Raw genomic sequence first — 24,151 nt, 5'->3', positions numbered from 1 at the left:
GTCCATATCCGGTTGAAAGGGCCGCGTCAGTCGCAGGGCAAACCACGCACGCGCAGGTTATCGACCAGGTGCTGCAGCAGGCGTTCCAGCTGTGGCAGCTGCAGGCCATGACGGCTAGCGGCGCGGCAGGCGTGGCCAAGCAGGTAGTGCACCTCGGTGCGCCGGCCAGCGCGTACATCCTGGTACATGGAAGAGTAGTTGGCTGCGGTGGCGAGGATCACCCGCTGTACTTCTTCGTCCAGCCCGTTTGCCGCTTCTGGCTGACCACAGTGGCGCAGCAGCTGGGCCAGCTCGACGCACAGGACGTCCACTTCGCCCAGGTGCCCCAGCAGCCCGCCGTTCTGGCAGTCGTGCAGCACGGTCAGCGGGTTGATGGCGCAATTGAGCGCCAGCTTGCGCCACAGGCGGGTGAGGATATCCACCGTCCACTCGGCGGGGATGCCGGCCTCGTGCAGGTCATCGAACCAGGTCGGGATCGTCGGGTTGCGTGGGTCGCCCAGCCAGTTGAAGCCGTGGCCGGCAAAGCGTACCTGCCAGTCACCCTCGCGGAACGCCCCTTCGGTACTGGAGGCGAAGATGCAGCGCGCGTGGGGCACCAGGTCGGCGACTTCGTCCTGGCTGCCCAGGCCGTTCTGCAGCAGCACCACCTCGGCGCCCTCGGCCAGGCGCGCTGCCACGCCGGCAATGGCCGGGGCAGCGTCGTAGGCCTTGCAGGCCACCAGCAGACGGTGGATCGGGCCGTGTGCCTGCGCGGTTTCGGCGGGGATGGCGTAGTGGCGGGGCTGGTCCTGTTCGACCAGGGTAAGGCCGCCGGCCTGCTGGTAGGCCTGCAGCCGTTGCCCGTCGCGCAGGATCAGGCGTACTGCCTTGCCCGCGCGCGCCAGGCGGCAAGCCCACAGGCTGCCCAGGCTACCGGCGCCGAGAATATGCCAGGTGCTGCTCATATGCGTTTCGCAACCCGTTATAATGAGCCCGCATTTTAACCGTCAAACCCAGCGCGCTCCATCTTCAGCCTGAGCGCGCTTTTATTTTGGGAGAACAACCATGCCTTCGTTCGACGTGGTATCGGAACTGGACAAGCACGAAGTGCAGAACGCGGTCGACAACGCCATCAAGGACCTGGACCGCCGCTACGACCTCAAGGGCAAGGGTACCTTCGAGTTCAAGGACAAAGAGCAGACCGTGATGCTCACCGCCGAGGAAGAGTTCCAGCTCGAAGCGATGCTGGAAATCCTGCGCCTGGCGCTGGTCAAGCGCAAGATCGACGTGAAGTGCCTGGAAACCAAGGACCCGTACGCCTCGGGCAAGGAAAAGAAACAGGAAGCCAAGTTCCGCGAAGGCATCGACAAGGACCTGGCGAAGAAGATCGTCGCCACCATCAAGGATGGCAAGCTGAAAGTGCAGGCCGCCATCCAGGGCGAACAGGTACGCGTTACCGGTAAAAAGCGTGACGACCTGCAGGAAGCCATTGCCCTGCTGCGTACCAAGGAATTCGACATGCCGTTGCAGTTCAACAACTTCCGCGACTGATGTGGGCACCACCCGGAACCCCGATGGCGAAATGATGTCCATGGGGGCCGGGGCTGCGCAATCGCGCGCGGCCTGTTCTACCGTGTACTTGCCGCTCGGCATCAGGAGATGAATATGGATTTGAACGCTGAAGTCGATCAGCTGGTCCGCCAATCGCAGACCTGGATTCCCTTGATCATGGAATACGGCAGCCGTGTGCTGCTGGCGCTGCTGACCCTGGCGGTCGGCTGGTGGATCATCAACAAGGTCAGCGCCCGCCTGGGCAGGCTGGTTGGCCTGCGCAACGCCGACCTGGCGCTGCAGGGCTTCATCAGCACCCTGTCGAATATCGTGCTGAAGGTGCTGCTGTTCGTCAGCGTGGCATCGATGATCGGTATCGAGACCACCTCGTTCGTTGCCGCCATCGGTGCCGCGGGCTTGGCCATCGGCCTGGCCTTGCAGGGCAGCCTGGCGAACTTCGCCGGCGGTGTGCTGATCCTGATGTTCCGCCCGTTCCGCATCGGTGACTGGATCGAGGCGCAAGGCGTGGCTGGCACCGTCGACAGCATCCAGATCTTCCACACCGTGCTGCGCACCGGTGACAACAAGACTGTGATCATGCCCAACGGCAGCCTGTCCAACGGCATCATCACCAACACCAACCGCCAGCCGACGCGCAAGGTGGTGTTCGATGTGGGCGTGGACTACGACGCCGACCTGCAGAAGGCCCGCAACGTGTTGCTGGAGCTGGCGCAGGACCCGCGTGTACTTCCCGACCCGGCGCCGCAGGCGGTGGTCGCGACCCTGGGCGACAGCTCGATCACCGTGTCGTTGCGCTTGTGGACCAAGACTGCCGATTACTGGGATGTGATGTTCATGCTCAACGAGCATGCGCGCGACCGGTTGAAGGCTGAAGGGATCGACATTCCGTTCCCGCAGCGGGTGATTCGCGTGGTGCAGGAGACTGCAGCGCAGTAATACCGCGTTGTCATCGGTTGGGGCCGCTTCGCGCCCCTTCGCGACACAAGGCCGCTCCTACAGGGAATCGCGTAACCCTTGTAGGAGCGGCCTTGTGTCGCGATGGGGCGCGAAGCGGCCCCGGCTTTTTACACTTGTTCACAGCAATACCCCGCCATTTCTGGCATATAGCCTGACCCCACCTGCCACACCCGATACGCCATCATGAAACCACTGCTGTACATCACCCCCCTGCGCGCCTTGCTGTTCGGCCTGACCCTGGCGCTGTTCGAGCTGCTCACCTACCTGGCCAGCGACGCCGTCATGCCGGCCATGCCGGTGGTGGTCGGCGACCTGAACGCCAGCCCCGAATACATTCCCCACGCCCTCAACCTGTACCTGCTGGGTGGCGTGGTGCTGCAATGGCTGATCGGCCCGCTGGCCGACCGCTATGGCCGGCGCCCGTTGCTGCTGATCGGCTGCGCGTTCTTCGGCCTGGCCTGCCTGGCCACCTTCTGGGTCCACGACATCGGCCTGTTCAACTTGCTGCGTCTGCTGCAGGGCATCGGCCTGGGCTTTGTGGTCACGGTCAGCTACCCGGCCCTGAACGAAGCCTTCAGCGAAGCGGACGCCGTGCGCATGATGGCCCTGCTGGCCAACATCGCCTTGCTCTCGCCACTGCTCGGGCCGCTGGTGGGCACCTTGCTGCTGCAGTGGCTGGACTGGCGTTGGCTGTTCGTGGCCTTTGCCATCGGCGCGGTTCTGGCCTGGCTGCTGCTGCACCGGCTGATGCCGGAAACCCTTGGCGTGGAACGCCGTGATGGCTCGCGCCTGGCATTCACGCCCATCCACCTGCTGCCGCTGCTGGCCGGTTACGGCCAGTTGCTGGCCAACCGCCGCTTTGTCGCAGGTAGCGCGGCTCTGGGCCTGGTCGGTCTGCCGCTGATTGGCTGGATCGGCCTGTCGCCGGTGCTGCTGATACACGACGAGGGGCTGAGCACCATGGAGTACGCCTTGTGGCAGTTGCCGGTGTTTGGCGGGCTGATCCTGGGCAACCTGATCATCAACCGCATCGCCGACCGCTATCCGCTGCCGGCGCTGGTGCGGGGTGCGTTGTGGCCATACCTGGCCGGCCTGTGCCTGATGGTGCTGGCGACCTGGTACTGGCCGAGCGTGACCAGCGTGGTGGCGGGCATGTCGCTGTACGCACTGGGGTTGGGCGTGGCCAACGCGGTGCTGTATCGCATGACGCTGTTCGCCAGCGAGCAGAGCAAGGGCTTGGTATCGGCCATGCTGGGGATGATCACCATCGCCTTGCTGGGGTTGGGTGGGGCGGTGTTGGCGATGATTGGCGCCGGGGCCAGCTTGCTGCACTTTGCCCTGGCGGCGGGTGTGGCGGGGGCCTTGGCGCTGTGGCCGCTGTGGTTTGTGGTGGGTGGGCGGCCTGGTGAGGGGGCTGTTGCTCAGTAAACTTTATAGCCTGTACCGGCCTCTTCGCGGGTAAACCCGCTCCCACAGGTACAGCACTGCCCTCGAGAGCTGTGCAGTCCCTGTGGGAGCGGGTTTACCCGCGAAGAGGCCAGTACAGGCAATACAAATCTGTCAGGGCCGCTCGGCCGCCGAACCTTCCTCTGCCACCGGTTTGCCCGGCCCGGCCTCCTGGCGCCACTGCAGGGCGATCAGGATCAAGGTCGGCACGCCCAGCAGGGCAGTGATCAGGAAGAAGTCGTGGTAACCGAACTTCTCCACCATGACCCCCGAATAACCCCCGATCAGCCTTGGCAACAGCAGCATGATCGAACTGAGCAACGCGTACTGGGTAGCCGAGAACTTCAGGTTGGTCAGGCTCGACAGGTAGGCGACGAAGGCCGAGGTGGCCATGCCGGAGCTGAAGTTGTCCAGCGAGATGGTCACCACCAGCATCTGCAGGTTCGGGCCCATGTCGGCCAGCATCAGGAACAGGATGTTGGTGCCCGCCGAGGCCACACCGCCGATGAACAGGATCGGCATGATGCCGAAGCGCACGATCAGCAGGCCACCAACCCCGGCGCCGACCAGGGTCATGATCAGGCCGAAGATCTTGCTGACGCTGGCGATCTGGTCCTTGGTGAAGCCCATGTCGATGTAGAACACGTTGGCCATCACGCCCATCACCGTGTCCGACATGCGATAGGTGGCGATCAGGCCGAGCAGCAGCAGGGCCTGCCAGCGGTAGCGGGCGATGAAGTCGTTGACCGGGGTCAGCACCGGGGCCAGGCCGCGACGACCCAGGCTCGACAGGCACGCCCAGGTCAGCAGCACGTAGAGGATCAGGCGCAGGAAGGCGCGGTCTTCCAGCAGCAGGTCCAGTGGCGTGGCATCACCGGAGATGACGCTGGACCAGCCGGTATTGAACATCTGGGTGAAGCTGGCCGGTACCGAAACCAGCAGGATGATCAGTACGAACACCGAGGCCAGCTGGTGCACCAGCCCATAGCGCGCTGCCGACAGCTGGGTACGCATGGGTACGGGCGGTTCGCGCATGATCAGGGTGGTGAACACGGCGGGCAGCATCATTACTGCGAACATGACGTAGGTGCCGGCCCAGGCCTTGTGCAGGTAGCTGAAGCCGGTGGAGCCGAACCACTCGGCGAAGAACAGTGCACCCGCCGTGGCCAGCAGGGCCGCCACGCGGTAGCCGGCCATGTAGCTGGCAGCGAGCGCAGCCTGGCGCTGGTCGTCGGCGATTTCCAGGCGGTAGGCATCGACGGCGATGTCCTGAGTAGCGGAGGCGAAGGCCACCAGCACCGCCAGGGCGATCAGCCATGACAGGTGCTGCTGCGGGTCGCACAGGCTCATGCCGACCAGCCCGACCACCACCAGCGCCTGCGACAGCAGCAGCCACGAACGCCGACGCCCCAGGCTGCCGAGCAGCGGCAGGCGCCATTGGTCGAGCAGCGGCGACCACACCCACTTGAAGGCGTAGGCCAGGCCGATCAGGCTGGCGTAACCAATGGTCTCGCGGGCCACGCCGGCTTCGCGCAACCACACCGAAAGGGTGGAGAACACCAGCATGTAAGGCAGACCGGCAGCGAAGCCGAGCAGCAAAAGTACCAAGGTTGACGGGCTGGCATAGGCAGCAAGCGCAGCGCGCCAGGTTTTACGGGGCATGGGCCAACATCTGCCTCAAGTTTGCGAAAACAAAGCGCGCACTCTAACCGCTGTGCTCCATCGGGCGCCAGCCATGGCGCGTCATATCCACACGATTGTTGGTTACATTCACACCCTCCGCACGCAGTCGCGCCCGTTGTTCATCCCCAGACGGGGTACCCAGTGCCAGGCTCAGCCGGCCACCTGCGCCAAGCACCCGGTGCCAGGGCAGGCGAGTGTCCGCGGGCAGTTGCCCGAGGGTACGCCCGACCCAGCGTGCCGCCCGCCCAAGCCCCGCCAGCTCGGCCAACTGGCCATAGCTGACCACCTTGCCGGCCGGCACTTGGCCGAGTACCGAATACAGCGCCATTCGTCGGCCCTCGGCGGAGTCCAGGGCATGCTCATATCCGTCAGACATCAGGCCCCCACTGGGCTGCAGATGAAACCGGACCGGCGGTCTGGCAAATGAGAGTTGAACTCAACGGCATGCTCCCGGTCTTTCCTTGCTCTGGTCGTGGTTATCTGGATAATGCCCGGCTTTTTTCGCCAAATCGAACCCGTAGTCCGCAAATCATAGCCCGCTTATGAATTCTAGATCCTTGTTGTGCCTGCTTGCTGTTTCCCTGTGCGCCTCCCCGGTGTTCGCCGACACCGTGTGGATGAACAACGGCGACCGGCTCAGCGGCAAGATCAAAGTCTTCGACGGCGGCAAGCTGCTGCTGGAAACCCCCTATGGCGGTTCCATCGCCCTGGACTGGAAAGAAGTCCAGACCCTGGAGAGCGACCAGGAGATGCTGGTCAAGCAGGACGCCTACAGCGGTGAGCGCGCCAAGTCGCTGAAGGCCGCCGAGCCCGGCAAGGTGACCTTGGCCAATGGCGAGGCGCCAAAGACCGTGGAACTGGCCAGCATCGAGCAGATCATGAAGCCCAAGCCACTGGTCGAAGACTTCGTGTGGAAGGGCAACGTCGACGTGGCGCTGGACTACAAGCGCGCCGAGAACGACACCGACGACTACGACGTCGGCTTCAAGACCAGCGCCCGCCATGGCCGCTGGCGGCACAACGCCGAAGGCGAATACAACCGCGAGACCAAGGACGACGTCACCACCACCGACAACTGGAGTGCCGAGTACGCCCTGGACCGCTTCCTCACCGAGAAGTGGTTCTGGCAGGGGCGCGTGGAGTACAAGCGCGACCGCATCGAAGACCTCGCCCGCCAGCGCACCGTGGGTACCGGCCCGGGTTACCAGTTCTGGGACGACGAACTGGGCGCATTCTCGCTGGGTTCGCTGATCAACCGTACCGACTTCGAATACCAGGATGGCGCCAAGGACAACTTCTATTCCGCGGCGGTGAAGTGGGACTACACCCGCTACCTGATTGGCAAGAACGTGCAGCTGTTCACCAACGGCGAGTTCGCCAAGCCGCTGGGTGGCGTGGCCGACTACGCGCTGGATGCCGAGATTGGCCTGCGCTACAAGGTCACCGAGTGGGCCTCGCTCAACCTCAAGGCGGAGAAGGACGTCATCACCGGTACGCGTGACAGTGACCTGGACAAGACCCGCTATACCGCAGGCTTCGGCGTTACCTGGTAAATCTTTGCGGCCTATCGCGACACAGGATGTACGCGATCTCTTGTAGGAGCGGCCTTGTGTCGCGATGGGCTGCAAAGCAGCCCCATTGGCACTGGATCTGATAATGCTTATCTTGTCCCATCCAGCCCGATATCAGGAGCCGCCCCCAAGTGAGTACCAATGCCATCCGCCCCGCCCGGGAGCTGCTGCTCAAGGAATACCGCGGCGTGCTCTCGACCCATTCCAAGTCGATGCCCGGCTACCCGTTCGGCTCGGTCGTGCCGTACTGCCTGGACGCCCAGGGCAACCCGCTGATCCTCATCAGCCGCATCGCCCAGCACACCCACAACCTGCAGAAAGACCCCAAGTGCTCGCTGCTGGTGGGCGAACGCGAAGCCGAGGACGTGCAGGCCGTGGGGCGCCTGACGGTGATGGCCGAGGCGCACAAGCTGGTGGAGGAGGCCGCCATCGAGGCCGCCGCCGAGCGCTACTACCGCTATTTCCCGGACGCGGCCAACTACCACAAGGCCCACGACTTCGACTTCTGGGTGCTGCAGCCGGTGCGCCACCGCTACATCGGCGGCTTCGGCGCGATCCACTGGCTTGACCAGGTAACCCTGGCCAACCCGTTCGCCGGTAAAGCCGAGGCGAGCATGGTCGAGCACATGAACAACGACCACGCCAACGCCATCGCCCACTATGTGCAACTGACCGAGCTGCCAAGCCATGCGCCAGCGCAGATGGTCGGGGTAGACAGCGAAGGCATGCACCTGCGTATCGGCCAGGCGGTGCACTGGTTGCCTTTCCCAAGTACTTGCAACACGCCGACACAAGTCCGCGAAGCCCTGGTTTTGCTGGCACGCGCCGACCAGTGGCCGGTTGCGACGGAAGTCGAGGGTTGAAAAGCCGAGCGCCCGCATCCATTTGTTGGTCTTACAGGAAGGGTCTCTTCCGACGAGGAATGCTTTGATGCGTGCTTTTCTACTGTTGTTTCTACTGTTTCCCGTGCTGGAGCTGTTCGTCTTCGTGAAGGTCAGTGCCGCCATCGGTTTCTTCCCGGCGCTGCTGCTGATCATCGCCGGCTCCGCCCTGGGTGTGCTGGTGATGCGCGTGGCCGGGCTGGCCACCGCACTGCGCGCCCGTGAAAGCCTGCAGCGTGGCGAACTGCCCGCCGAGGACATGTTCCAGGGCATGATGCTGGCCGTTGGTGGTGGCCTGCTGTTGCTGCCAGGTTTCATCAGCGACGTGCTGGGCCTGCTGTGCCTGCTGCCATTCACCCGTCACCTGGCCGCGCGCAAGATGCGCGAGCGTGCCGAGGCCCAGGCCATGCGCCAGCGCGCCTTTCAGGACGACCCGTTCCAGGCCCGGCCGCAGGATGGCGGGCATCGGCCGAATGTGATCGAAGGCGAGTACGAGCGCCGCGACAAGTAATAGCCGGGGGCCGCTTCGCGCCCCTATCGCGACACAAGGCCGCTCCTACAGAGTATGCGAACCCCTGTAGGAGCGGCCTTGTGTCGCGATAGGGCTGCGAAGCGGCCCCAAGCTTTTCAGGCTAATGAAAAATTTTCTGAAACAAGCCTTGTAATTGAATATGGCGGCCTCATGTATGTGGTCACCGCAAGGTTTCTGGTGGCGACACCAGACATTACACAGGTGCTTCGCCCATTGCGGATCACCCCCGGCAACGCCGGACTGCATCAAACCGCCGGTGTCGACACCGGCCGATGAAAACCACTATTTGGGAGAGATCGACAATGAAGCTTCGTCCTCTGCATGACCGCGTCGTTATCCGTCGCAGCGAAGAAGAATCGAAAACCGCTGGCGGTATCGTCCTGCCGGGTTCGGCCGCTGAAAAACCAAACCGCGGCGAAGTTGTCGCCGTCGGCACCGGTCGCATCCTGGACAACGGCGAAGTTCGCGCGCTGGCCGTGAAAGTGGGTGACAAAGTGGTTTTCGGCCCTTACTCGGGCAGCAACACCGTGAAAGTCGATGGCGAAGACCTGCTGGTCATGGCCGAGAACGAAATCCTCGCCGTTATCGAAGGCTGATTTCCCCGACTTCCCGTTACTCCAAAGAATTCCAAGGATTAAACGATCATGGCTGCTAAAGACGTAAAATTCGGCGATTCCGCTCGTAAGAAAATGCTGGTTGGTGTCAACGTTCTGGCTGACGCAGTAAAAGCTACCCTGGGCCCGAAAGGCCGCAACGTGGTACTGGCCAAGAGCTTCGGCGCGCCGACCATCACCAAGGACGGCGTTTCCGTCGCCAAAGAAATCGAGCTGAAAGACGCTTTCGAAAACATGGGCGCCCAACTGGTCAAGGAAGTTGCTTCCAAGGCCAACGACGCTGCCGGTGACGGCACCACCACCGCTACCGTTCTGGCTCAGGCCATCGTCAACGAAGGCCTGAAAGCCGTCGCTGCCGGCATGAACCCGATGGACCTGAAGCGCGGCATCGACAAGGCCACCGCTGCCGTCGTCGCCGAGCTGAAGAACCTGTCCAAGCCATGCGCCGACTCCAAGGCCATCGCCCAGGTAGGTACCATCTCCGCCAACTCCGACAACTCCATCGGTGAAATCATCGCCGAAGCCATGGAAAAAGTCGGTAAAGAAGGCGTGATCACCGTTGAAGAAGGCTCGGGCCTGGAAAACGAACTGTCGGTCGTGGAAGGCATGCAGTTCGACCGTGGCTACCTGTCGCCGTACTTCGTCAACAAGCCGGACACCATGGTTGCCGAGCTGGAAGGCCCGCTGCTGCTGCTGGTCGACAAGAAAATCTCCAACATCCGTGAGCTGCTGCCAGTTCTGGAAGCCGTTGCCAAGGCCGGCCGCCCACTGCTGATCGTTGCTGAAGACGTTGAAGGCGAAGCCCTGGCTACCCTGGTAGTCAACAACATGCGCGGCATCGTCAAGGTTGCTGCGGTCAAGGCTCCGGGCTTCGGCGACCGTCGCAAGGCCATGCTGCAGGACATCGCCGTCCTGACTGGCGGCCAGGTCATCTCCGAAGAAATCGGCCTGTCCCTGGAAACCGCTACCCTGGAGCACCTGGGTAACGCCAAGCGCGTCATCCTGTCCAAGGAAAACACCACCATCATCGACGGCGCTGGCGCCGACGGCGAGATCGAAGCACGCGTCAAGCAGATCCGTGCCCAGATCGAAGAAACTTCCTCGGACTACGACCGTGAGAAGCTGCAAGAGCGTCTGGCCAAGCTGGCTGGCGGTGTTGCCGTGATCAAGGTCGGTGCCGGCACCGAAGTTGAAATGAAAGAGAAGAAAGCCCGCGTTGAAGACGCCCTGCACGCTACCCGTGCAGCCGTTGAAGAAGGCGTGGTGCCTGGCGGTGGTGTGGCCCTGGTTCGCTCCCTGGCTGCCATTGCCGACCTCAAAGGCGACAACGAAGACCAGAACGTCGGTATCGCCCTGCTGCGTCGCGCCGTTGAAGCGCCGCTGCGCCAGATCACTGCCAACGCCGGCGACGAGCCAAGCGTTGTCGCTGACAAGGTCAAGCAAGGTTCGGGTAACTTCGGTTACAACGCTGCTACCGGCGAATACGGCGACATGATCGAGATGGGCATCCTGGACCCAGCCAAGGTCACCCGCTCGGCGCTGCAAGCTGCTGCTTCGATCGGCGGTCTGATGATCACCACCGAAGCCATGGTTGCCGACCTGCCGGAAGACAAGCCAGCTGCTGGCATGCCTGACATGGGCGGCATGGGTGGCATGGGCGGCATGATGTAAGCCAGCCTTACCCCCTGCAACATGAAAAGCCCCGGTTCGCGAGAACCGGGGCTTTTTTGTTTTCCTTGTGAGGGCCCTTTCGCAGCACAAGGCTGCTCCTACAGACGATCTCGTACTCTTGTAGGAGCAGCCTTGTGCTGCGAAAGGGCCGCAAAGCGGCCCCTGGGTCAGGCGACGCTACGCTCGGCAGCAGGCACCTCAGCCATTCCCCGACGATACAGAACCAGGTAATACGACCCCAAGCCGATCAACCAGCAGAACACCGCCGTCCACACGTTGTGCGAAAGGAAGTGCGCCCCTTGCATCATCCGCCCCAGCGACAGCACCGACCCGGCGACGAAGGCCACCGTCAACGCCACCCGCGCCAGCCTCGGCTTGCGATCACGCAGCATGAAGAACAGCCCGAACAGGCAGAACCCGGTGGCGGCATGCCCGCCCGGCCAGCACAGCCCGGGCTTGTCGGTCGCCGGCCGCGGTTCCAGCAGCTTGCTGTAGGTTTCCTTCCCGCCAAACTGGGTCAGGCTCCACGGGCATTGCACCTGGGTCACTTTCTTCAGCGGTGTGACAAACGCCGTGGACAGGCCCAGTGCCAGCACCAGGCAGCCCAGCTCACGGCGCCAGCCGAACAGGCGCTTCCAGAAGAAGCTGGCAGCAAAGGTCACCAGCGACATCACGCCCAGCAGGATCACCCCCTGCTTGACCCGGTCATGCAGGATGTTCTCCAGCAAATAGCTGTGGCGGCCGATGAATTGCCCGGCAGCAGGGTCGAAGAACAGGTTGGCAATGTCCATGTCGACCGAGGTCAGTTCCAGCAGGATCAGGCCAAGCGCGGTCGCCAGGGGTAGCCCAAGGTACAGCCAGAAATTGATCGGGCGAGGGCGGGTTGGTTGCTGCATGACGGCTCCAGGGCGCGAAAAAGATCGGGCATTGTCGGCCGCCCGCTATCCTGTGTCCGTGAAGGATCAGTGAAAAAACCGTCAAGTGCGCTGAATTTTCCCTGGGGCTGGCACCCTGCAGGCATAGGCCTTAAGCTGCGCCTGCCGCGCACCACAGCGAGAAGCGCCGCACAGGAGAAACCGATGCGCATTCTTTTGGTTGAAGACAACCGCGATATCCTGGCCAACCTGGCCGATTACCTGGGCATGAAGGGCTACACCGTCGACTGCGCCCAGGATGGCCTGTCCGGCCTGCACCTGGCAGCCACCGAGCACTACGACCTGATCGTGCTCGACATCATGTTGCCGGGCATCGACGGCTACACCCTGTGCAAGCGCCTGCGCGAAGACGCCCGCCGCGATACGCCGGTGATCATGCTCACCGCCCGCGACCAACTGGACGATCGCCTGCAAGGCTTCCGCTCCGGTGCCGACGATTACCTGCTCAAGCCCTTCGCCCTGTCGGAGCTGGCCGCTCGCATAGAGGCGGTGCTGCGCCGGGCCCAGGGTGGCGGGCGCCGCACCTTGCAGGTGGCCGACCTCAGCTATGACCTCGACACCCTCGAAGTCACCCGCCAGGGCCGCTTGCTCAAGCTCAACCCGGTCGGCCTCAAGCTGCTGGCGGTGCTGATGCAGAAGAGCCCGCACGTATTGCGTCGCGAAGTGCTGGAAGAAGCCCTGTGGGGCGATGACTGCCCTGACAGCGACAGCCTGCGCAGCCACGTGCACCAGCTGCGCCAGGTGATCGACAAGCCGTTTGAAAAACCGCTGCTGCATACCGTCCATGGCGTCGGCTATCGCCTCGCCGAGGGCCGTGATGGAGTTTAAGCAAAGCCTTGCCCAGCGCATCATCATCGCCTTTGCCCTGATGAGCGCGCTGGTGGCCGGGGCCTTCGCCTTCGGCATCGTCGGCACCGTGCACCTGGTCGAAGAGCGGCTGATTTCCTCGGTGCTGGGCGGTGACCTGCAACGCCTGCTGCGCATGGACAGCGTCAGCGACTGGAGCCACCGGCCACGCCCCGACCAGTTGTTCTACTTCAGCGGCGGGCGTGACGACTTCGAGCTGCCCAAGGACCTGCGCCACCTCGACCGCGGCTTCCACGAGGTATTCCGCGATCAGCTGTCGTACCACGCCATGGTCGAGATCGTCGATGGCCGCCGCTATGTGCTGCTGCAGGACCAGAGCGACTTCGAGGAACGCGAGCGCGTGCTGTTTGCGGTGGTGGTGGTGGGCTTCCTGCTCAGCCTGGTGCTGGCGGTCATCCTCGGCTGGCTGGTGGCGCGCCGAGTGATGGCGCCGGTGATCCGCCTGGCGCGCCAGGTACGCCACCGTGACCAGTTGCTGGGCCTGGCCCCGCCGCTGGCGCCGGACTATGCCGCGGACGAAGTCGGCCAGCTGGCGGTAGCCTTCGACGATACCCTGGGCCGCCTGCGCGATGCGCTGACCCGCGAACGGTTGTTCACCAGCGACGTCAGCCATGAACTGCGCACGCCCTTGATGGTGCTGGCCACCTCGTGCGAACTGCTGATGGAAAACCCGACGCTGGACGCCCGCTCGCGCAGCCAGGTGGAGCGCGTGGCGCGGGCCACGGAAGAAATGCGCGAACTGGTCAAGACCTTCCTGATGCTGGCCCGGGCACAGCGCGACGAGGGCGCCGTGGCTTCGCGGGCCACCCTGCGGGAAGTGGCGGACGAACTGGTCGGGGTTTGGCGCGACACCATCGAGCAAAAGGGCCTGGCCCTGTATTTCGATGGTCGCGTCAGTGCCAGCCCGGTGCTGTACAACGCCACCTTCCTGCAGTCGGTGATGGGCAACCTGCTGCGCAATGCCGCGCACTACACCGATAGCGGCTATATCCGCCTGAGCCTGGAAGCCAACGGCTTCAGCGTGGAGGACAGCGGCGTAGGTATCCCGGAGGAGCAGCGCGAGGCGATGTTCCGGCCGTTCGTGCGCGGCGACGAGCGGCGCGGCGAGGGCCTGGGCCTGGGCCTGTCGTTGGTACAGCGGATCTGCGACGACCAGGGCTGGCATGTCACCCTGACCTCGACCTTGCCGCACGGCTGCCGTTTCATGGTGGACCTGAGCAATACCGCGGCCAAGGGCGACCCAGAGGCTTTGGTCGAGTAATCTGTTGTAACAGGTCATTCGGCGCTCAACATATTTTTCACATCAGCATGACCTGATTCCTACGCTTGCTTACCTAATGTGGGCGGAATGGAGTCAGGAGATGCCCAATGCGTAGCCCCATCAAGCTTGAATTTTCCGAGAAGTACGACAAAGAACATGCGCGCGAGTACTTTCTCAAGCACCAGGATGGCCTGGCGCGACGCCTTTCCCACAAGCGTGATGAGCAGCTGGCGCGTCGCGCCTTGGCATTGGCTGGTGAGCCTGGGCTAGTCCTCGACCTGCCATGCGGTGCCGGCCGCTTCTGGCCATTGCTGGCAGAAAAGCCCAACCGGGTGATCATCGGCGCCGACAACTCCGAAGCGATGATCGAGACAGCCTGTACCGCGCAAGCGCCAGAGGTGGTGGCACGGGTACGGCCTTTGCAGACTTCGGCATTTGCCATCGACTTGCCGGACAACTCGGTGGACAGCATTTTCTGCATGCGCTTGTTCCACCACATTGGCGAAGCGGCGCACAGAAAGACCATTCTTTCGGAATTTCAACGGGTTAGCCGTGATAGTGTGATCCTGTCCTTGTGGGTAGATGGCAACTTCAAGGCCTGGCGCCGGAAAAAACTGGAACAGCGTCGCAGCGCCAGGAAGGGCGACCAGGACAATTACCAGAACCGTTTTGTGTTACCGGCCGACACGGTCGAAGAAGAATTCCGAGCCGCCGGCTTCAGAATCCAGGAACGCCTCGACTTCCTGCCGTTCTATGCCATGTGGCGGGTATATGTATTGCGTAAGGGGTAGTGTTTGATGGCTGTAGCCCAGAGAGGGGAGTCGCGGTTCGATTTTTACTGGCGCCAGCAGGGCGAGTGGGTCGAGGAGCCTAACCAGCGCCGTGGTGGCGAGAGTGGTGTGCAACGCCTCGACGATGGCAATGGCAAGTTGCTGTATGCCAAGCGCCAGGTCGGGCATATCTACCGTAGCCTGCTGCACCCTTTCGGCCGGCCGACCGTATTGCGTGAACTCGATGCGTTGAACAGCTTCGAGCAACTGGGCGTGCGTGTACCGCGCATCGTCTTCTGTGGCGCCGAGCGTGGTGCCGACCAGCAGTGGCGTGCGCTGCTGGTGAGCGAAGCACTCGACGGCTTCGTCGAACTCGACACCTGGCATGCCGAAGGTGCCCGCGAGCGTTACCCGCAGGTGGTGCATGAACGCATGCTCAAGGACCTGGCGGACAACCTGGCGCGCATGCACCTGGGGCACTGGCAGCACGGTTGCCTGTATGGCAAGCACGTGTTCATCAAGGTGATTGGCGAGGGCGAGCAGGCCAGGGTCGAAGTCGCCCTGCTGGACCTGGAAAAATGCCGGCGGCGCATCAGCTGCCAGCGCGCGGCGGGCAATGACCTGCGCCAGCTGCGCCGCCATTCGTCGATCAATGACGCGGAATGGCAAACACTGCTCTACTTTTACCAGATGGCGTTTGGCAGCGCTGTCAAAGGGTTAGGGCAATGAAACTAGAAATAGCTCGAGCTTTGTTCCTGGTAGCTGGCCTGGCGGTGACCACCGTGGCGGTGGCTGCGTGGGAAGAGCCGAGGCCGACAGTGTTCAGCAAGGCCGAACTGGCCGACCAGTGCGCGTTGCCGCGGGATGTGAAACCGCAGCAACAGGCCGAGGCCGCGCCGGATCAGGACCTGTTGCTGTTCCTGTTCGGCATGCGCCAGGGGTTGCGGCCGTTCGGTTGAACCCGGTGTAGATGGAAATGCCAGAGGCCTCGCGATTGCGGGGCCTCTGGCATTTTTGCATCTGCCTTGCCGGCCTCTTCGCGGGTGAACCCGCTCCCACAGGTACTGCACCCATTCCGGATCCGGTGCCGCACCTGTGGGAGCGGGTTTACCCGCGAAGAGGCCGGTTCAGGCAACCGATGTCGCTCTGGCCACCTCTTTGTGCGCCAGCAGGGTGTAGATACAAGGCAACACGAACAGGGTAAACAGCGTGCCGATCGACATCCCGGTGGCAATCACCGTACCGATGTCGAAGCGGCTGACCGCCCCCGCCCCGGTCGCCAGGATCAGCGGCACCATGCCGAACACCATCGCCGCCGTGGTCATCAGCACCGGCCGCAGGCGAATCGCCGCGGCTTCCTCGATCGCCTCGCGCACGCTCAGGCCGCGCTCCTCACGCAACTGGTTGGCAAACTCGACAATGAGGATGCCGTGCTTGCTGATCAGCCCGATCAGCGTCACCAGCCCGACCTGGGTGTAGATGTTCATGCTCGATACGCCCAGGAACAGCGGCAGCAGCGCGCCACAGATCGACAACGGCACCGTCACCAGAATCACCAGCGGGTCGCGGAAGCTTTCGAACTGCGCCGCCAGCACCAGGAAGATGATCGCCAACGCCAGGCCGAAGGTCACCCACAGCGCGCTGCCTTCCTGCACGTACTGCCGCGCCACGCCGGCATAGTCGAAGGCGAAGCCTTCCGGAGCCTCTTCGCGGGCGATGCCCTGCACGGTCTGCAGCGCCTCGCCCAGGCTGACCATGGGCACGCCCTGGATGATCGCCGAGTTCAGCTGTTGGAACTGGTTGAGCTGGCGCGGGCGGGCGCGGTCGGTGAGGGTGATCAGGGTGGATAGTGGCAGCAGCTGGCCCTGGTCGTTCTTCACGTAGTAGTTGTTCAGCCAGCCGGGGTTGTCGCGGTACGGCCGCTCGACCTGGGCAATTACCTTGTAGCTGCGGCCTTCGAGGGTGAAGCGGTTGATTTCCGCCTCGCCCAGCAAGGTCGCAAGGGTGCTGCCCAAGGTGTCCATCGACACCCCCATCTGCGCCGCCTTGGCCCGGTCGATATCCACCACCACCTCGGGCTTGTCGAAGGCCAGGTCGATGTCGAGGAAGGCGAACTTGCCGGATTCCTGGGCGCGAGCCTTGATGCGCTGGGCCACATCCAGCAGTGCCGGGTAGTCGCCAGCGCTGTTGATCACGAACTGGAATGGCAGGCCCTCGCCGGTGCCGGGCAGCGACGGCAGGTTGAAGCCGAAGATCTGCAGGCCACTTATTTCCTCGAGCTTGCTCTGCACCAGCGGCAGCAGCTCCATCTGTGTGCGCTCGCGCTCGTTCCAGGGCTTGAGCAGGAAGCCGCCGATGCCGGTCTGCACGCCATTGAAACCGTTGATCTGGAACGACGAGTAATACTCGGGGAAAGCCTTGAACAGCGGGGTGAATTCGTCGGTATAGGCGTTGAGGTAATCAAGGTTGGCCGGCTGCGGCGAACTGCTCATCATGAAGATCACCCCCTGGTCCTCGTTCGGCGCCAGTTCGTTCTGGGTGAACTTCAGCAGTACCGGAATCAGGCACAGGATGATCACGGCAAATACCAGCACGACGGGCCGGCTGTCGAGGGTGGTGTGCAGCAGGCGCTGGTAGCGCACCTTCAGGCGTTCGAACAGCACGTCCAGGCGGTGGGCCAGGCCGCTGGGGTTCTGTTCCTGGCGCAGCAGCAGGGCGCACATCATCGGTGACAGGGTGAGGGCAACGATGCCGGAGATGATCACCGCACCGGCCAGGGTCAGGGCAAACTCCTTGAACAGCGCGCCGGTGAGCCCGGTAAGGAAGCCGATCGGTGCATACACCGCCGCCAGGGTGATGGTCATCGACACCACCGGCATGGCGATTTCGCGGGCGCCCTCGAGGGCGGCGTCGAACGGCGACTTGCCTTCTTCCATGTGCCGGTGGATGTTCTCCACCACGACAATTGCATCGTCCACCACCAGGCCGATGGCCAGCACCATGGCCAGTAGGGTCAGCAGGTTGAGCGAGTAGCCCATCATCTGCATGAAGAACAGCACGCCGATCATCGACAGCGGGATGGTCACCACCGGGATCAGCACCGAACGCAGGGCACCAAGGAACAGGAACACCACCACGATGACGATCAGTACCGCTTCGCCGAGGGTCTTGATCACTTCGTCGATGGAGGCCTGGATGAACAGCGTGGCGTCGTAGGCGATCGATACCTTCAGTGCCGAGGGCAGCTGGCTTTCCAGCTCGGGCATGATGCGCCGCACTTCCTTGATGACGTCCAGCGGGTTGGCGGCCGGTGTGGCCTTGATGCCGATGTACACCGATGGGGTGCCGTCGAACGAGCTGACCGTGTCGTAGTTTTCCGCCCCCATCTCGACCCGTGCCACATCGCCCAGCAGCACGCGGCTGTCGCCACTGGTCTTGACCGGCAGGGCGGCGAACGCCTCGGCCGACTTCAGCTCGGTGCTGGCGTTGATGCTGGTGACCACGTATTCGCCCTTCACCTCGCCGGCCGCGGAAAGGAAGTTGTAGCGGCGCACGGCATTGGTCACATCGGTGGCCGACAGGCCATAGCCTGCCAGTTTCACCGGGTCGATCCAGATGCGCATGGCGAACACCTGGTTGCCGAGGATTTCCGCTTCGGCCATGCCCGGCAGGGTCGCCAGCTTGGGCTGGATCACCCGTGACAGATAGTCGGTGATTTGCGGGTTGCTCATCTCCTTGCTGTAGAAACTGATGTACATCAGCGCCGAGGCATCGGCGGCTTCCTTGCTCAGTACCGGGTCTTCCGAGTCCTGGGGCAGCTTGTTGCGCACTTCGTTGGCCTTGGCCAGCAGTTCGGTGAACAACCGGTCACTGTCGGCGCCGATGCGGGCGTAGATGGAAATGATCGAGAAGTTCTGTCGGCTCACCGAGGTCATGTAGTCGATGCCTTCGGCGCTGGCCAGGCTTTGCTGCAGCGGTTGGGTGATATAGCCCTGGATGGTCTCGGCGTTGGCGCCGGGGTAGGCGGTGGTCACCGTGATCAGGGCGTTTTCCATTTGCGGGTACTGGCGGATCTGCAGCTTGTTCCAGGCCTGGAAGCCCAGCAGCAGGATCAGCAGGCTGACCACGCTGGCCAGCACCGGGCGGCGGATGAACGGGTCGGTGAACGCCATGCCAGCCTCCTGTCAGTCCTTGCCCGGCGCGCCCTGTGCGGGCTTGAGGGCTTTGTCCTGGCCGATGCGGATCGCGGCGCCGGGGGTGAGCTTCAGCTGGCCGGCGGTGACCACCTGTTCCCCGGCCTGCAGGCCCTTGCTGACCACCACCACGCCGTCACGGCGCTCGCCGGTCTGCACCGTGCGCTGCTCGGCGGTGAGCTGCGGCTGGCCCTTGTCGTCGTTTTCCGGCTTGCCGTCCTTGTCCTTTTTCGGCGTGGCGACGTACACCGAGTTGCCATACAGGGTGTAGGTGATGGCGCTTTCCGGCACTACCACTTGTGGCTGCGGGTTGGGTAGCAGGATCAGCAGGCTGGCGAACATGCCCGGCAGCAGCTTGCCGTCCGGGTTGGCCATGGTCGCGCGCACCAGCAGGTTGCGCGTGGTTTCCTCGACCTTGGGGTTGATGGCGCTGAGGCTGGCGGGGAAGGTCTGGCCCTGGTAGGCGGCCACCTGCACCAGCACCTGCTGGCCCAGGCTGAGGTGCGGCAGGGCCTGTTCCGGTACGTTGAAGTCGACGTAGAGGCTGGATGTGTCCTGCAGGGTGGCGATCACCGTGCCGGCGGCCAGGTAGTCGCCGACGTCCACCTGGCGAATGCCGATGGTGCCGCTGAACGGGGCGCTGATGCTCTTCTTGGTCTTCGATGCCTTGAGCTGGTCGACCACCGCCTGGTTGCGCCGGTACTGGGCGGTGAGGCGGTCGAACTCGCCGCGGGAGATGGCCGAGTCGCCGACCAGCTGGCTGCCGCGGCCGAAATCTACCTTGGCCAGGCCCAAGTCAGCCTGGGCGGTGCCGAGCAGGGCGGTTTCCTGGTCGTCGTTGAGTTGCAGCAACAGTTGCCCGGCCTTGACCTGCTGGCCCGAGTCGAAATGCAGGGCCTTGACGATGCCTTCCACCTCCAGGCTCAGCTCCACGCCCTGTAGCGCCTTGAGGCTGCCGACGGCGGGCAGGCGCTCTTGCCACGGGCGCTGTTCGGCCAAGGCGGCCGCCACGGTGATGGGCGGCTTGGGGGCAGTGAACATCTGGATCTGCTGGTAGATCGAAAAGGCTTTGTAGCCCCCCAGGGCCAGCACGATCAGCAGAACCACGGCCAACATGATGAGCATGCGGCGGCGCAGCATAGGTCCGGTTCCTTGGATGCGGTTGTTATTCGCTTAGACACGACAACGGGCGATCCTGCCCACGTGTGGATGGGGGAAGTATTGACTGTTTTTTGGGGGAAGGGGAGTGGAATGCCTGGGCCGGCTTCTTCACGGGCACGCCCGCTCCCACAGGAACCGCGCAGTCAGTGGGTTGCGCGTTCCCTGTGGGAGCGGGCGTGCCCGCGAATAGGCCGGTAAATGCAGCAGAAAAATCAGACCAGATGCAGGTGGTTGTCCCAGAAACCGGACGGCAGGTTCATCGGTTGCCCGACCAGCTCGGCCTTGCGGCAATCATAGAACCGGCAACGGCCCTGCCCGGAGGTGACGACAAAGCCGTCCTGTACCGCGCCCACCCCCGCGCAATCGGGCATTGGCGCATCCAGCCGCACCGCGCCGCTGTCCAGGTCCCAGACGAACAGGCGGTTGGCCCGTGGCGCGGTCAGCGCGACCAGCCGCAGCTCGCTGTGGATAGCCACGCTGGCGGTGTACTGGGCCATGGCCTGCAACTGCCGCTCCGGCACCGGGAAGGCCTTGAACGGCTCGCCCGGGCGCTTGATCGCCAGCAGCTCTGCGGTTTCATCGGCATCGCCCATGAACTGTTGGCAGGCGGCGATGGTGCCATCGCTGCCTACCGCCAGGTGTCGCACGCTGTTCATCTGCTGGGCCAGGGTTTCCTTGCTCAGCAGGGTACCGTCGCGCTGCATCAGTACTAGGCTCGGTTCCATGGCGTCGAGGTTCATCTCCACCCGGCTTTCGGCTTCGGTGCGGATACCGCCGTTGGCCACGATCAGCGTTTCGCCGTCCGGCAGCCAGGCCACTTCGTGCGGGCCGATACCGTGGGTCGGAATCTCCCCGCTGTGCACCAGGCGCTCGCCTTCGAAGCGGTACACACCGAGTACGCCACGCCCCGGGTCGGTGGTGTCGTTCTCGGTGGCATACAGCCATTCGCCACCTTTGTGGATGACCGCGTGGCCGTAGAAGTGCCGGTTCGGTTGCGAGGTGACGGTCTGCAGCAGGCGCCCGTCGCGCAGGTCGACCAGGTAGCTTTCGGTGCCGGGACGGCGGGCGACGAACAGGGCGATCGGCAGGTCCGGGTGATGGATGATGGCATGGCAACGTTGGGCGACCTGGGTGCTGAACACCTGGGTGCCGTCCAGGCGGAACCCGACCGCATAGTGCTTGCCGTCGCCGTCGTCACGCGCCGACAGCAGCAGGGGCTCGCTGCCTTTGTTGCGAAACAGGCTCCAGCCGCCCAGGGTGAGGGCGCTGAGCAATACGCTACCGAGTTTGAGGGCCTGGCGTCGCAGCATGATCAGTCACCGTCGTTGGCATTGAAGCCCAGCTGGATGTTCAACGCCTTGGCCAGCTCGCCTTCGTGCAGGCGGTGGACGGCGTTGAGGCTGTCGTAGATCTGGTTCAGGGTTTGCTGGCCGGCGTCGTCGGCCAGCAGCTCGCCCAGGGTCTTCTGGTTGGCGGCCAGCAGTTTGAGCGAGGCAGCGTAGGCGGCATCGATCTTGTCCGCCAAGGCTTTCTGATCGCTGGACAGCAAGCCGCGCAGGCCTTGGTTGTCGACCCCGACCCAGACCGCTTCGGCGGCCTTGAGGCTGGCCTCCAGGCTCTTGAGCGAGCTGTGGCTGCGCCAGGCTTCGGCCTGCAGTGGCTGCGGGATACCCTTGCTCTGGCGGCCCATCGGCGCACCGAGCTTTTTCTTCAGGCTGTCCAGGGCGGTGACCTGGGCGCGCAGCAGGTCGGCGATGGCCTCGTGGGAGTCGGCGTAGCGCTGGTTGGGGAACTTGGTCATCTGCGAGAGCATGCCGTCGGTGCTGTTCCAGCCCTTGAGGATCTCTTCGGCCAGGGCCTTCTGGTGTTCACCAATGGCGACCAGCAACGGGCAGTAGCGGGCTTTCTGCTCGGCTGTGGCGATGTCCGGCTTGCTGTCGAACAGGATGTACTCGTAGGCCGACAGGCCACGTACCACCACGCTGGCCTTGCCCAGGGCCGCGGCATCGACCGGCTGGTCGGCGTTGACCAGCTGCTCGACCTGGCGGCCGACCAGGTTCTTCTTGTCGGGCCAGAACTGTACCTGCCAGGCGCGGTTGCCTTCGGCCAGCGGGCCGACCAGCAGCGGTTGCAGTTCGGCCCAGGCCTTTTGCGCGTTGAGGAAGTCGGCACGGGCCTTGTCCAGGGTTTCCTTGCCTTCGCAGTAGGCCAGGGCGCTGGCGGCCAGCGTGCGGTCGGCTTCGACCCAGCGGCTGTAGGTGGGCAGGATCACCTGCTTGGCGATGGCAGCGGAGGTCACGGCTTGCGGGTCCTGCGGCGAGCAGGCGCCGAGGGCGAGTGCGGCGAGGCTGGTGAACAACAGTTTGGGTCGGAACATGCCCGGCTCCTTTGCGCTTTTTAAAGTGAGTTCAGGAAAGCCAGCAACGCGGCACGCTGCTCGGCATTGAAAGTGAGTACGAAATTGCGTGCCGCCTCGGCCTCGCCACCGTGCCAGAGCACGGCTTCGAGCAGGTTGCGGGCGCGGCCGTCGTGCAGGAACTGGCTGTGGCCACTGACCGTTTCGCTCAGGCCGATGCCCCACAGTGGCGGGGTGCGCCAGTCCTGGCCGTTGGCGGCAAATTCGGTGCGCTCGTCGGCCAGGCCCGGGCCCATGTCATGCAACAGCAGGTCGCTGTAGGGACGGATCAGCTGGTTGGCCAGCTCCGGCTCGGCGGCATTGGCGGCGGTGGTGAACTGCGGTGTATGGCAGCCCTGGCAGCCGGCCTGGTAGAACAGGTTCTTGCCCGCCAGCACCTGCGGCGAGCCCACGTCGCGGCGGGCCGGCACGGCCAGGTTGCGGGTGTAGAAGGTGACCAAGCGCAGGATGTTGTCGCTGACTTCCTTCTCGCCATTGGCACCGTCGCCGTTGGGCGCGGCCAGGCAGTCGGCCTGCGCCGGGGTACAGTCGTCGTTGGGCTGCAGGGTGGTGGTCAGGCCCATGTCGCCGGCAAAGGCGTGCACGTTCTGCTGGTTGACGTTGGGCTGCCCGGCCTTCCAGCCGAAGCGGCCGACCACGGTCTTGCCTTGGGCGTCGTCCCACACCCGGTTGGCCCGGCCGCGGATGCCGTCGCGGTTGCGGTCATCCGGGTCTTCGTTGGCCAGCAGGTCGGCTTCGGGGATGGCTTCGAGCAGGCCCAGGCCGATCATCGGCGGCGCCACCCGCGCCGAAAAGCGCGTGTCGGGGTGCATCACGCCATAGCCGAGCTGGGTGATTTGCAGGGCCGGCTTGCGCAGCTCGACCTGGTGGCCGTCCTCGAACGACACCGTTTCGCTGGTGTAGCTCACCCGCACCTTGCCTTCCGGCGTCACGCCAGGGATGGCCATGTCCTGCAGCTGGGTGCCATAGACCGGCTCCGGCACCACGCCGAGGCGTTCGACCACCTTGGCCAGGTAGGGCTGGTCGGGGATCGACAGGCGTACCAGCATCGATACGGCGTTGCTGTCGCCCGGCTCTGGCGGGTGGCCGCGGCCGTCGCGCACGTGGCAGTTCTGGCAGGCATTGGTATTGAACAGCGGGCCCAGGCCGTCACGGGCGGTGGTGGTGGACGGGGCGATCACCCAGGGGTTGCGGAAGAAGCTGTTGCCTACGGCGAAGTCCAGGCGCCGCTCGGGCGAGAGGTTGGCCGAGGGTAGGGAATAGGCATTGCGGTCAGTGCGCTGCACGGTGGCTTTGCCGCCCGACAACGCTTCGCCGGGCTCGGCCTGGGTGAAACGCGGGGCGTCGTCACAGGCGGCGAGGGCAAAGGCCAGCAGCAGGGGGGAGAGTCGGGACAGCGACAAGGACATCGAGAATCCTGGGCGTGAGCGAAAAACCGGCGTGCAAGCTTAGCAGGGTGAGGGAGTTTGAATAAGAGCAATTTGCAATTGCTGGATGAAATCGGTGTCAGTTGGCCATGTCGGCAGCATTGGTGCGGGCTCTTGTAGGAGCGGCCTTGTGTCGCGAAGGGCCGCAAAGCGGCCCCAGGACCATCGCGTCAAGGTCGAGATAGCTGGGGCTGCTTTGCAGCCCTTCGCGACAC

At 63.9% G+C, this 24,151-nt stretch carries 22 protein-coding genes; 13 read left to right on the top strand and 9 right to left on the bottom strand.

The annotated features are described in order from the left end of the window. Window positions 1–26: 26 nt before the first annotated feature. Window positions 27–944, bottom strand: a complete 918-nt coding sequence (locus C163_RS21430; protein WP_025340537.1) for a putative 2-dehydropantoate 2-reductase — start codon at window positions 942–944, stop codon at window positions 27–29. Window positions 945–1,044: 100 nt separating this feature from the next. Between C163_RS21430 and C163_RS21425 the strand changes: the two genes are divergently transcribed. From C163_RS21425 to C163_RS21415, 3 genes are all read left to right on the top strand, one after another. Further along, the gene (locus C163_RS21425) at window positions 1,045–1,530 is read left to right on the top strand and encodes a YajQ family cyclic di-GMP-binding protein (protein ID WP_016713577.1); all 486 of its coding nucleotides are present in this window, start codon (window positions 1,045–1,047) and stop codon (window positions 1,528–1,530) included. 114 nt (window positions 1,531–1,644) lie between these two features. Continuing rightward, complete coding sequence (locus tag C163_RS21420) at window positions 1,645–2,487, top strand: mechanosensitive ion channel family protein (RefSeq protein ID WP_025340536.1); 843 nt, start codon at window positions 1,645–1,647, stop codon at window positions 2,485–2,487. A gap of 204 nt (window positions 2,488–2,691) precedes the next feature. Beyond that, window positions 2,692–3,936 (top strand): MFS transporter, encoded by a 1,245-nt coding sequence (locus tag C163_RS21415; RefSeq protein ID WP_025340535.1) that lies wholly within the window; start codon window positions 2,692–2,694, stop codon window positions 3,934–3,936. 132 nt (window positions 3,937–4,068) lie between these two features. Here the strand turns inward: C163_RS21415 and C163_RS21410 are convergent, their stop codons facing one another. After that, the gene (locus C163_RS21410) at window positions 4,069–5,616 is read right to left on the bottom strand and encodes an AmpG family muropeptide MFS transporter (RefSeq protein WP_025340534.1); all 1,548 of its coding nucleotides are present in this window, start codon (window positions 5,614–5,616) and stop codon (window positions 4,069–4,071) included. Window positions 5,617–5,659: 43 nt separating this feature from the next. Continuing rightward, on the bottom strand, window positions 5,660–6,013 hold the full coding sequence (locus C163_RS21405) for an MGMT family protein (RefSeq protein ID WP_025340533.1): 354 nt from the start codon (window positions 6,011–6,013) through the stop codon (window positions 5,660–5,662). A 166-nt stretch (window positions 6,014–6,179) separates the two neighbouring features. Here C163_RS21405 and C163_RS21400 point away from each other — a divergent pair, with 166 nt between their 5' ends. The 5 genes from C163_RS21400 (at window position 6,180) to groL (ending at window position 10,906) form a co-directional block, all read left to right on the top strand. Then, a complete protein-coding gene (locus tag C163_RS21400; RefSeq protein ID WP_025340532.1) occupies window positions 6,180–7,190 on the top strand; it encodes a DUF481 domain-containing protein in 1,011 nt (336 codons plus the stop codon). Window positions 7,191–7,339: 149 nt separating this feature from the next. After that, window positions 7,340–8,071: a HugZ family protein gene (locus tag C163_RS21395; protein WP_025340531.1), complete on the top strand. Its 732-nt coding sequence runs from the start codon at window positions 7,340–7,342 to the stop codon at window positions 8,069–8,071. Between the two features lie 67 nt (window positions 8,072–8,138). Continuing rightward, complete coding sequence (locus C163_RS21390; protein WP_025340530.1) at window positions 8,139–8,600, top strand: FxsA family protein; 462 nt, start codon at window positions 8,139–8,141, stop codon at window positions 8,598–8,600. A 323-nt stretch (window positions 8,601–8,923) separates the two neighbouring features. Beyond that, entirely contained in the window at window positions 8,924–9,217 is a 294-nt protein-coding gene (locus tag C163_RS21385) for a co-chaperone GroES (protein WP_003260750.1), read from the top strand. A gap of 48 nt (window positions 9,218–9,265) precedes the next feature. Beyond that, window positions 9,266–10,906, top strand: coding sequence for a chaperonin GroEL (gene groL, locus C163_RS21380; protein WP_025340529.1), 1,641 nt, complete (start codon window positions 9,266–9,268; stop codon window positions 10,904–10,906). 167 nt (window positions 10,907–11,073) lie between these two features. Here the strand turns inward: groL and C163_RS21375 are convergent, their stop codons facing one another. Beyond that, window positions 11,074–11,802 (bottom strand): phosphatase PAP2 family protein, encoded by a 729-nt coding sequence (locus C163_RS21375; RefSeq protein ID WP_013974090.1) that lies wholly within the window; start codon window positions 11,800–11,802, stop codon window positions 11,074–11,076. Between the two features lie 183 nt (window positions 11,803–11,985). Between C163_RS21375 and colR the strand changes: the two genes are divergently transcribed. The 5 genes from colR to C163_RS21350 all read left to right on the top strand — a co-directional run bounded on the left by colR (window position 11,986) and on the right by C163_RS21350 (window position 15,698). After that, entirely contained in the window at window positions 11,986–12,669 is a 684-nt protein-coding gene (gene colR, locus C163_RS21370) for a two-component system response regulator ColR (protein ID WP_003255215.1), read from the top strand. Beyond that, on the top strand, window positions 12,659–13,969 hold the full coding sequence (locus C163_RS21365; protein ID WP_025340528.1) for a HAMP domain-containing sensor histidine kinase: 1,311 nt from the start codon (window positions 12,659–12,661) through the stop codon (window positions 13,967–13,969). Before colR ends, C163_RS21365 begins: the two co-directional genes overlap by 11 nt. Before the next feature lie 107 nt (window positions 13,970–14,076). Continuing rightward, the gene (locus tag C163_RS21360; RefSeq protein ID WP_025340527.1) at window positions 14,077–14,760 is read left to right on the top strand and encodes a class I SAM-dependent methyltransferase; all 684 of its coding nucleotides are present in this window, start codon (window positions 14,077–14,079) and stop codon (window positions 14,758–14,760) included. 6 nt (window positions 14,761–14,766) lie between these two features. Beyond that, entirely contained in the window at window positions 14,767–15,468 is a 702-nt protein-coding gene (locus tag C163_RS21355) for a lipopolysaccharide kinase InaA family protein (protein ID WP_025340526.1), read from the top strand. Next, the gene (locus C163_RS21350; protein WP_025340525.1) at window positions 15,465–15,698 is read left to right on the top strand and encodes a hypothetical protein; all 234 of its coding nucleotides are present in this window, start codon (window positions 15,465–15,467) and stop codon (window positions 15,696–15,698) included. Before C163_RS21355 ends, C163_RS21350 begins: the two co-directional genes overlap by 4 nt. 168 nt (window positions 15,699–15,866) lie before the next feature. Here the strand turns inward: C163_RS21350 and C163_RS21345 are convergent, their stop codons facing one another. The 5 genes from C163_RS21345 to C163_RS21325 all read right to left on the bottom strand — a co-directional run bounded on the left by C163_RS21345 (window position 15,867) and on the right by C163_RS21325 (window position 23,918). Further along, complete coding sequence (locus tag C163_RS21345; protein ID WP_025340524.1) at window positions 15,867–18,911, bottom strand: multidrug efflux RND transporter permease subunit; 3,045 nt, start codon at window positions 18,909–18,911, stop codon at window positions 15,867–15,869. A 12-nt stretch (window positions 18,912–18,923) separates the two neighbouring features. After that, window positions 18,924–20,072, bottom strand: a complete 1,149-nt coding sequence (locus C163_RS21340) for an efflux RND transporter periplasmic adaptor subunit (protein ID WP_025340523.1) — start codon at window positions 20,070–20,072, stop codon at window positions 18,924–18,926. Between the two features lie 233 nt (window positions 20,073–20,305). Further along, window positions 20,306–21,403, bottom strand: coding sequence for a DUF1513 domain-containing protein (locus tag C163_RS21335; protein ID WP_013974083.1), 1,098 nt, complete (start codon window positions 21,401–21,403; stop codon window positions 20,306–20,308). Window positions 21,404–21,405: 2 nt separating this feature from the next. Continuing rightward, entirely contained in the window at window positions 21,406–22,470 is a 1,065-nt protein-coding gene (locus C163_RS21330; protein WP_025340522.1) for an imelysin family protein, read from the bottom strand. A 20-nt stretch (window positions 22,471–22,490) separates the two neighbouring features. Continuing rightward, a complete protein-coding gene (locus C163_RS21325) occupies window positions 22,491–23,918 on the bottom strand; it encodes a di-heme oxidoredictase family protein (RefSeq protein ID WP_025340521.1) in 1,428 nt (475 codons plus the stop codon). Window positions 23,919–24,151 lie beyond the last annotated feature (233 nt).

This window comes from Pseudomonas sp. FGI182 (genome assembly GCF_000511325.1).
Lineage (GTDB): Bacteria > Pseudomonadota > Gammaproteobacteria > Pseudomonadales > Pseudomonadaceae > Aquipseudomonas > Aquipseudomonas putida_Z.
Note: the sequence above shows the minus strand (reverse complement) of the source record. Positions and strands in the feature narration are given on the sequence as shown.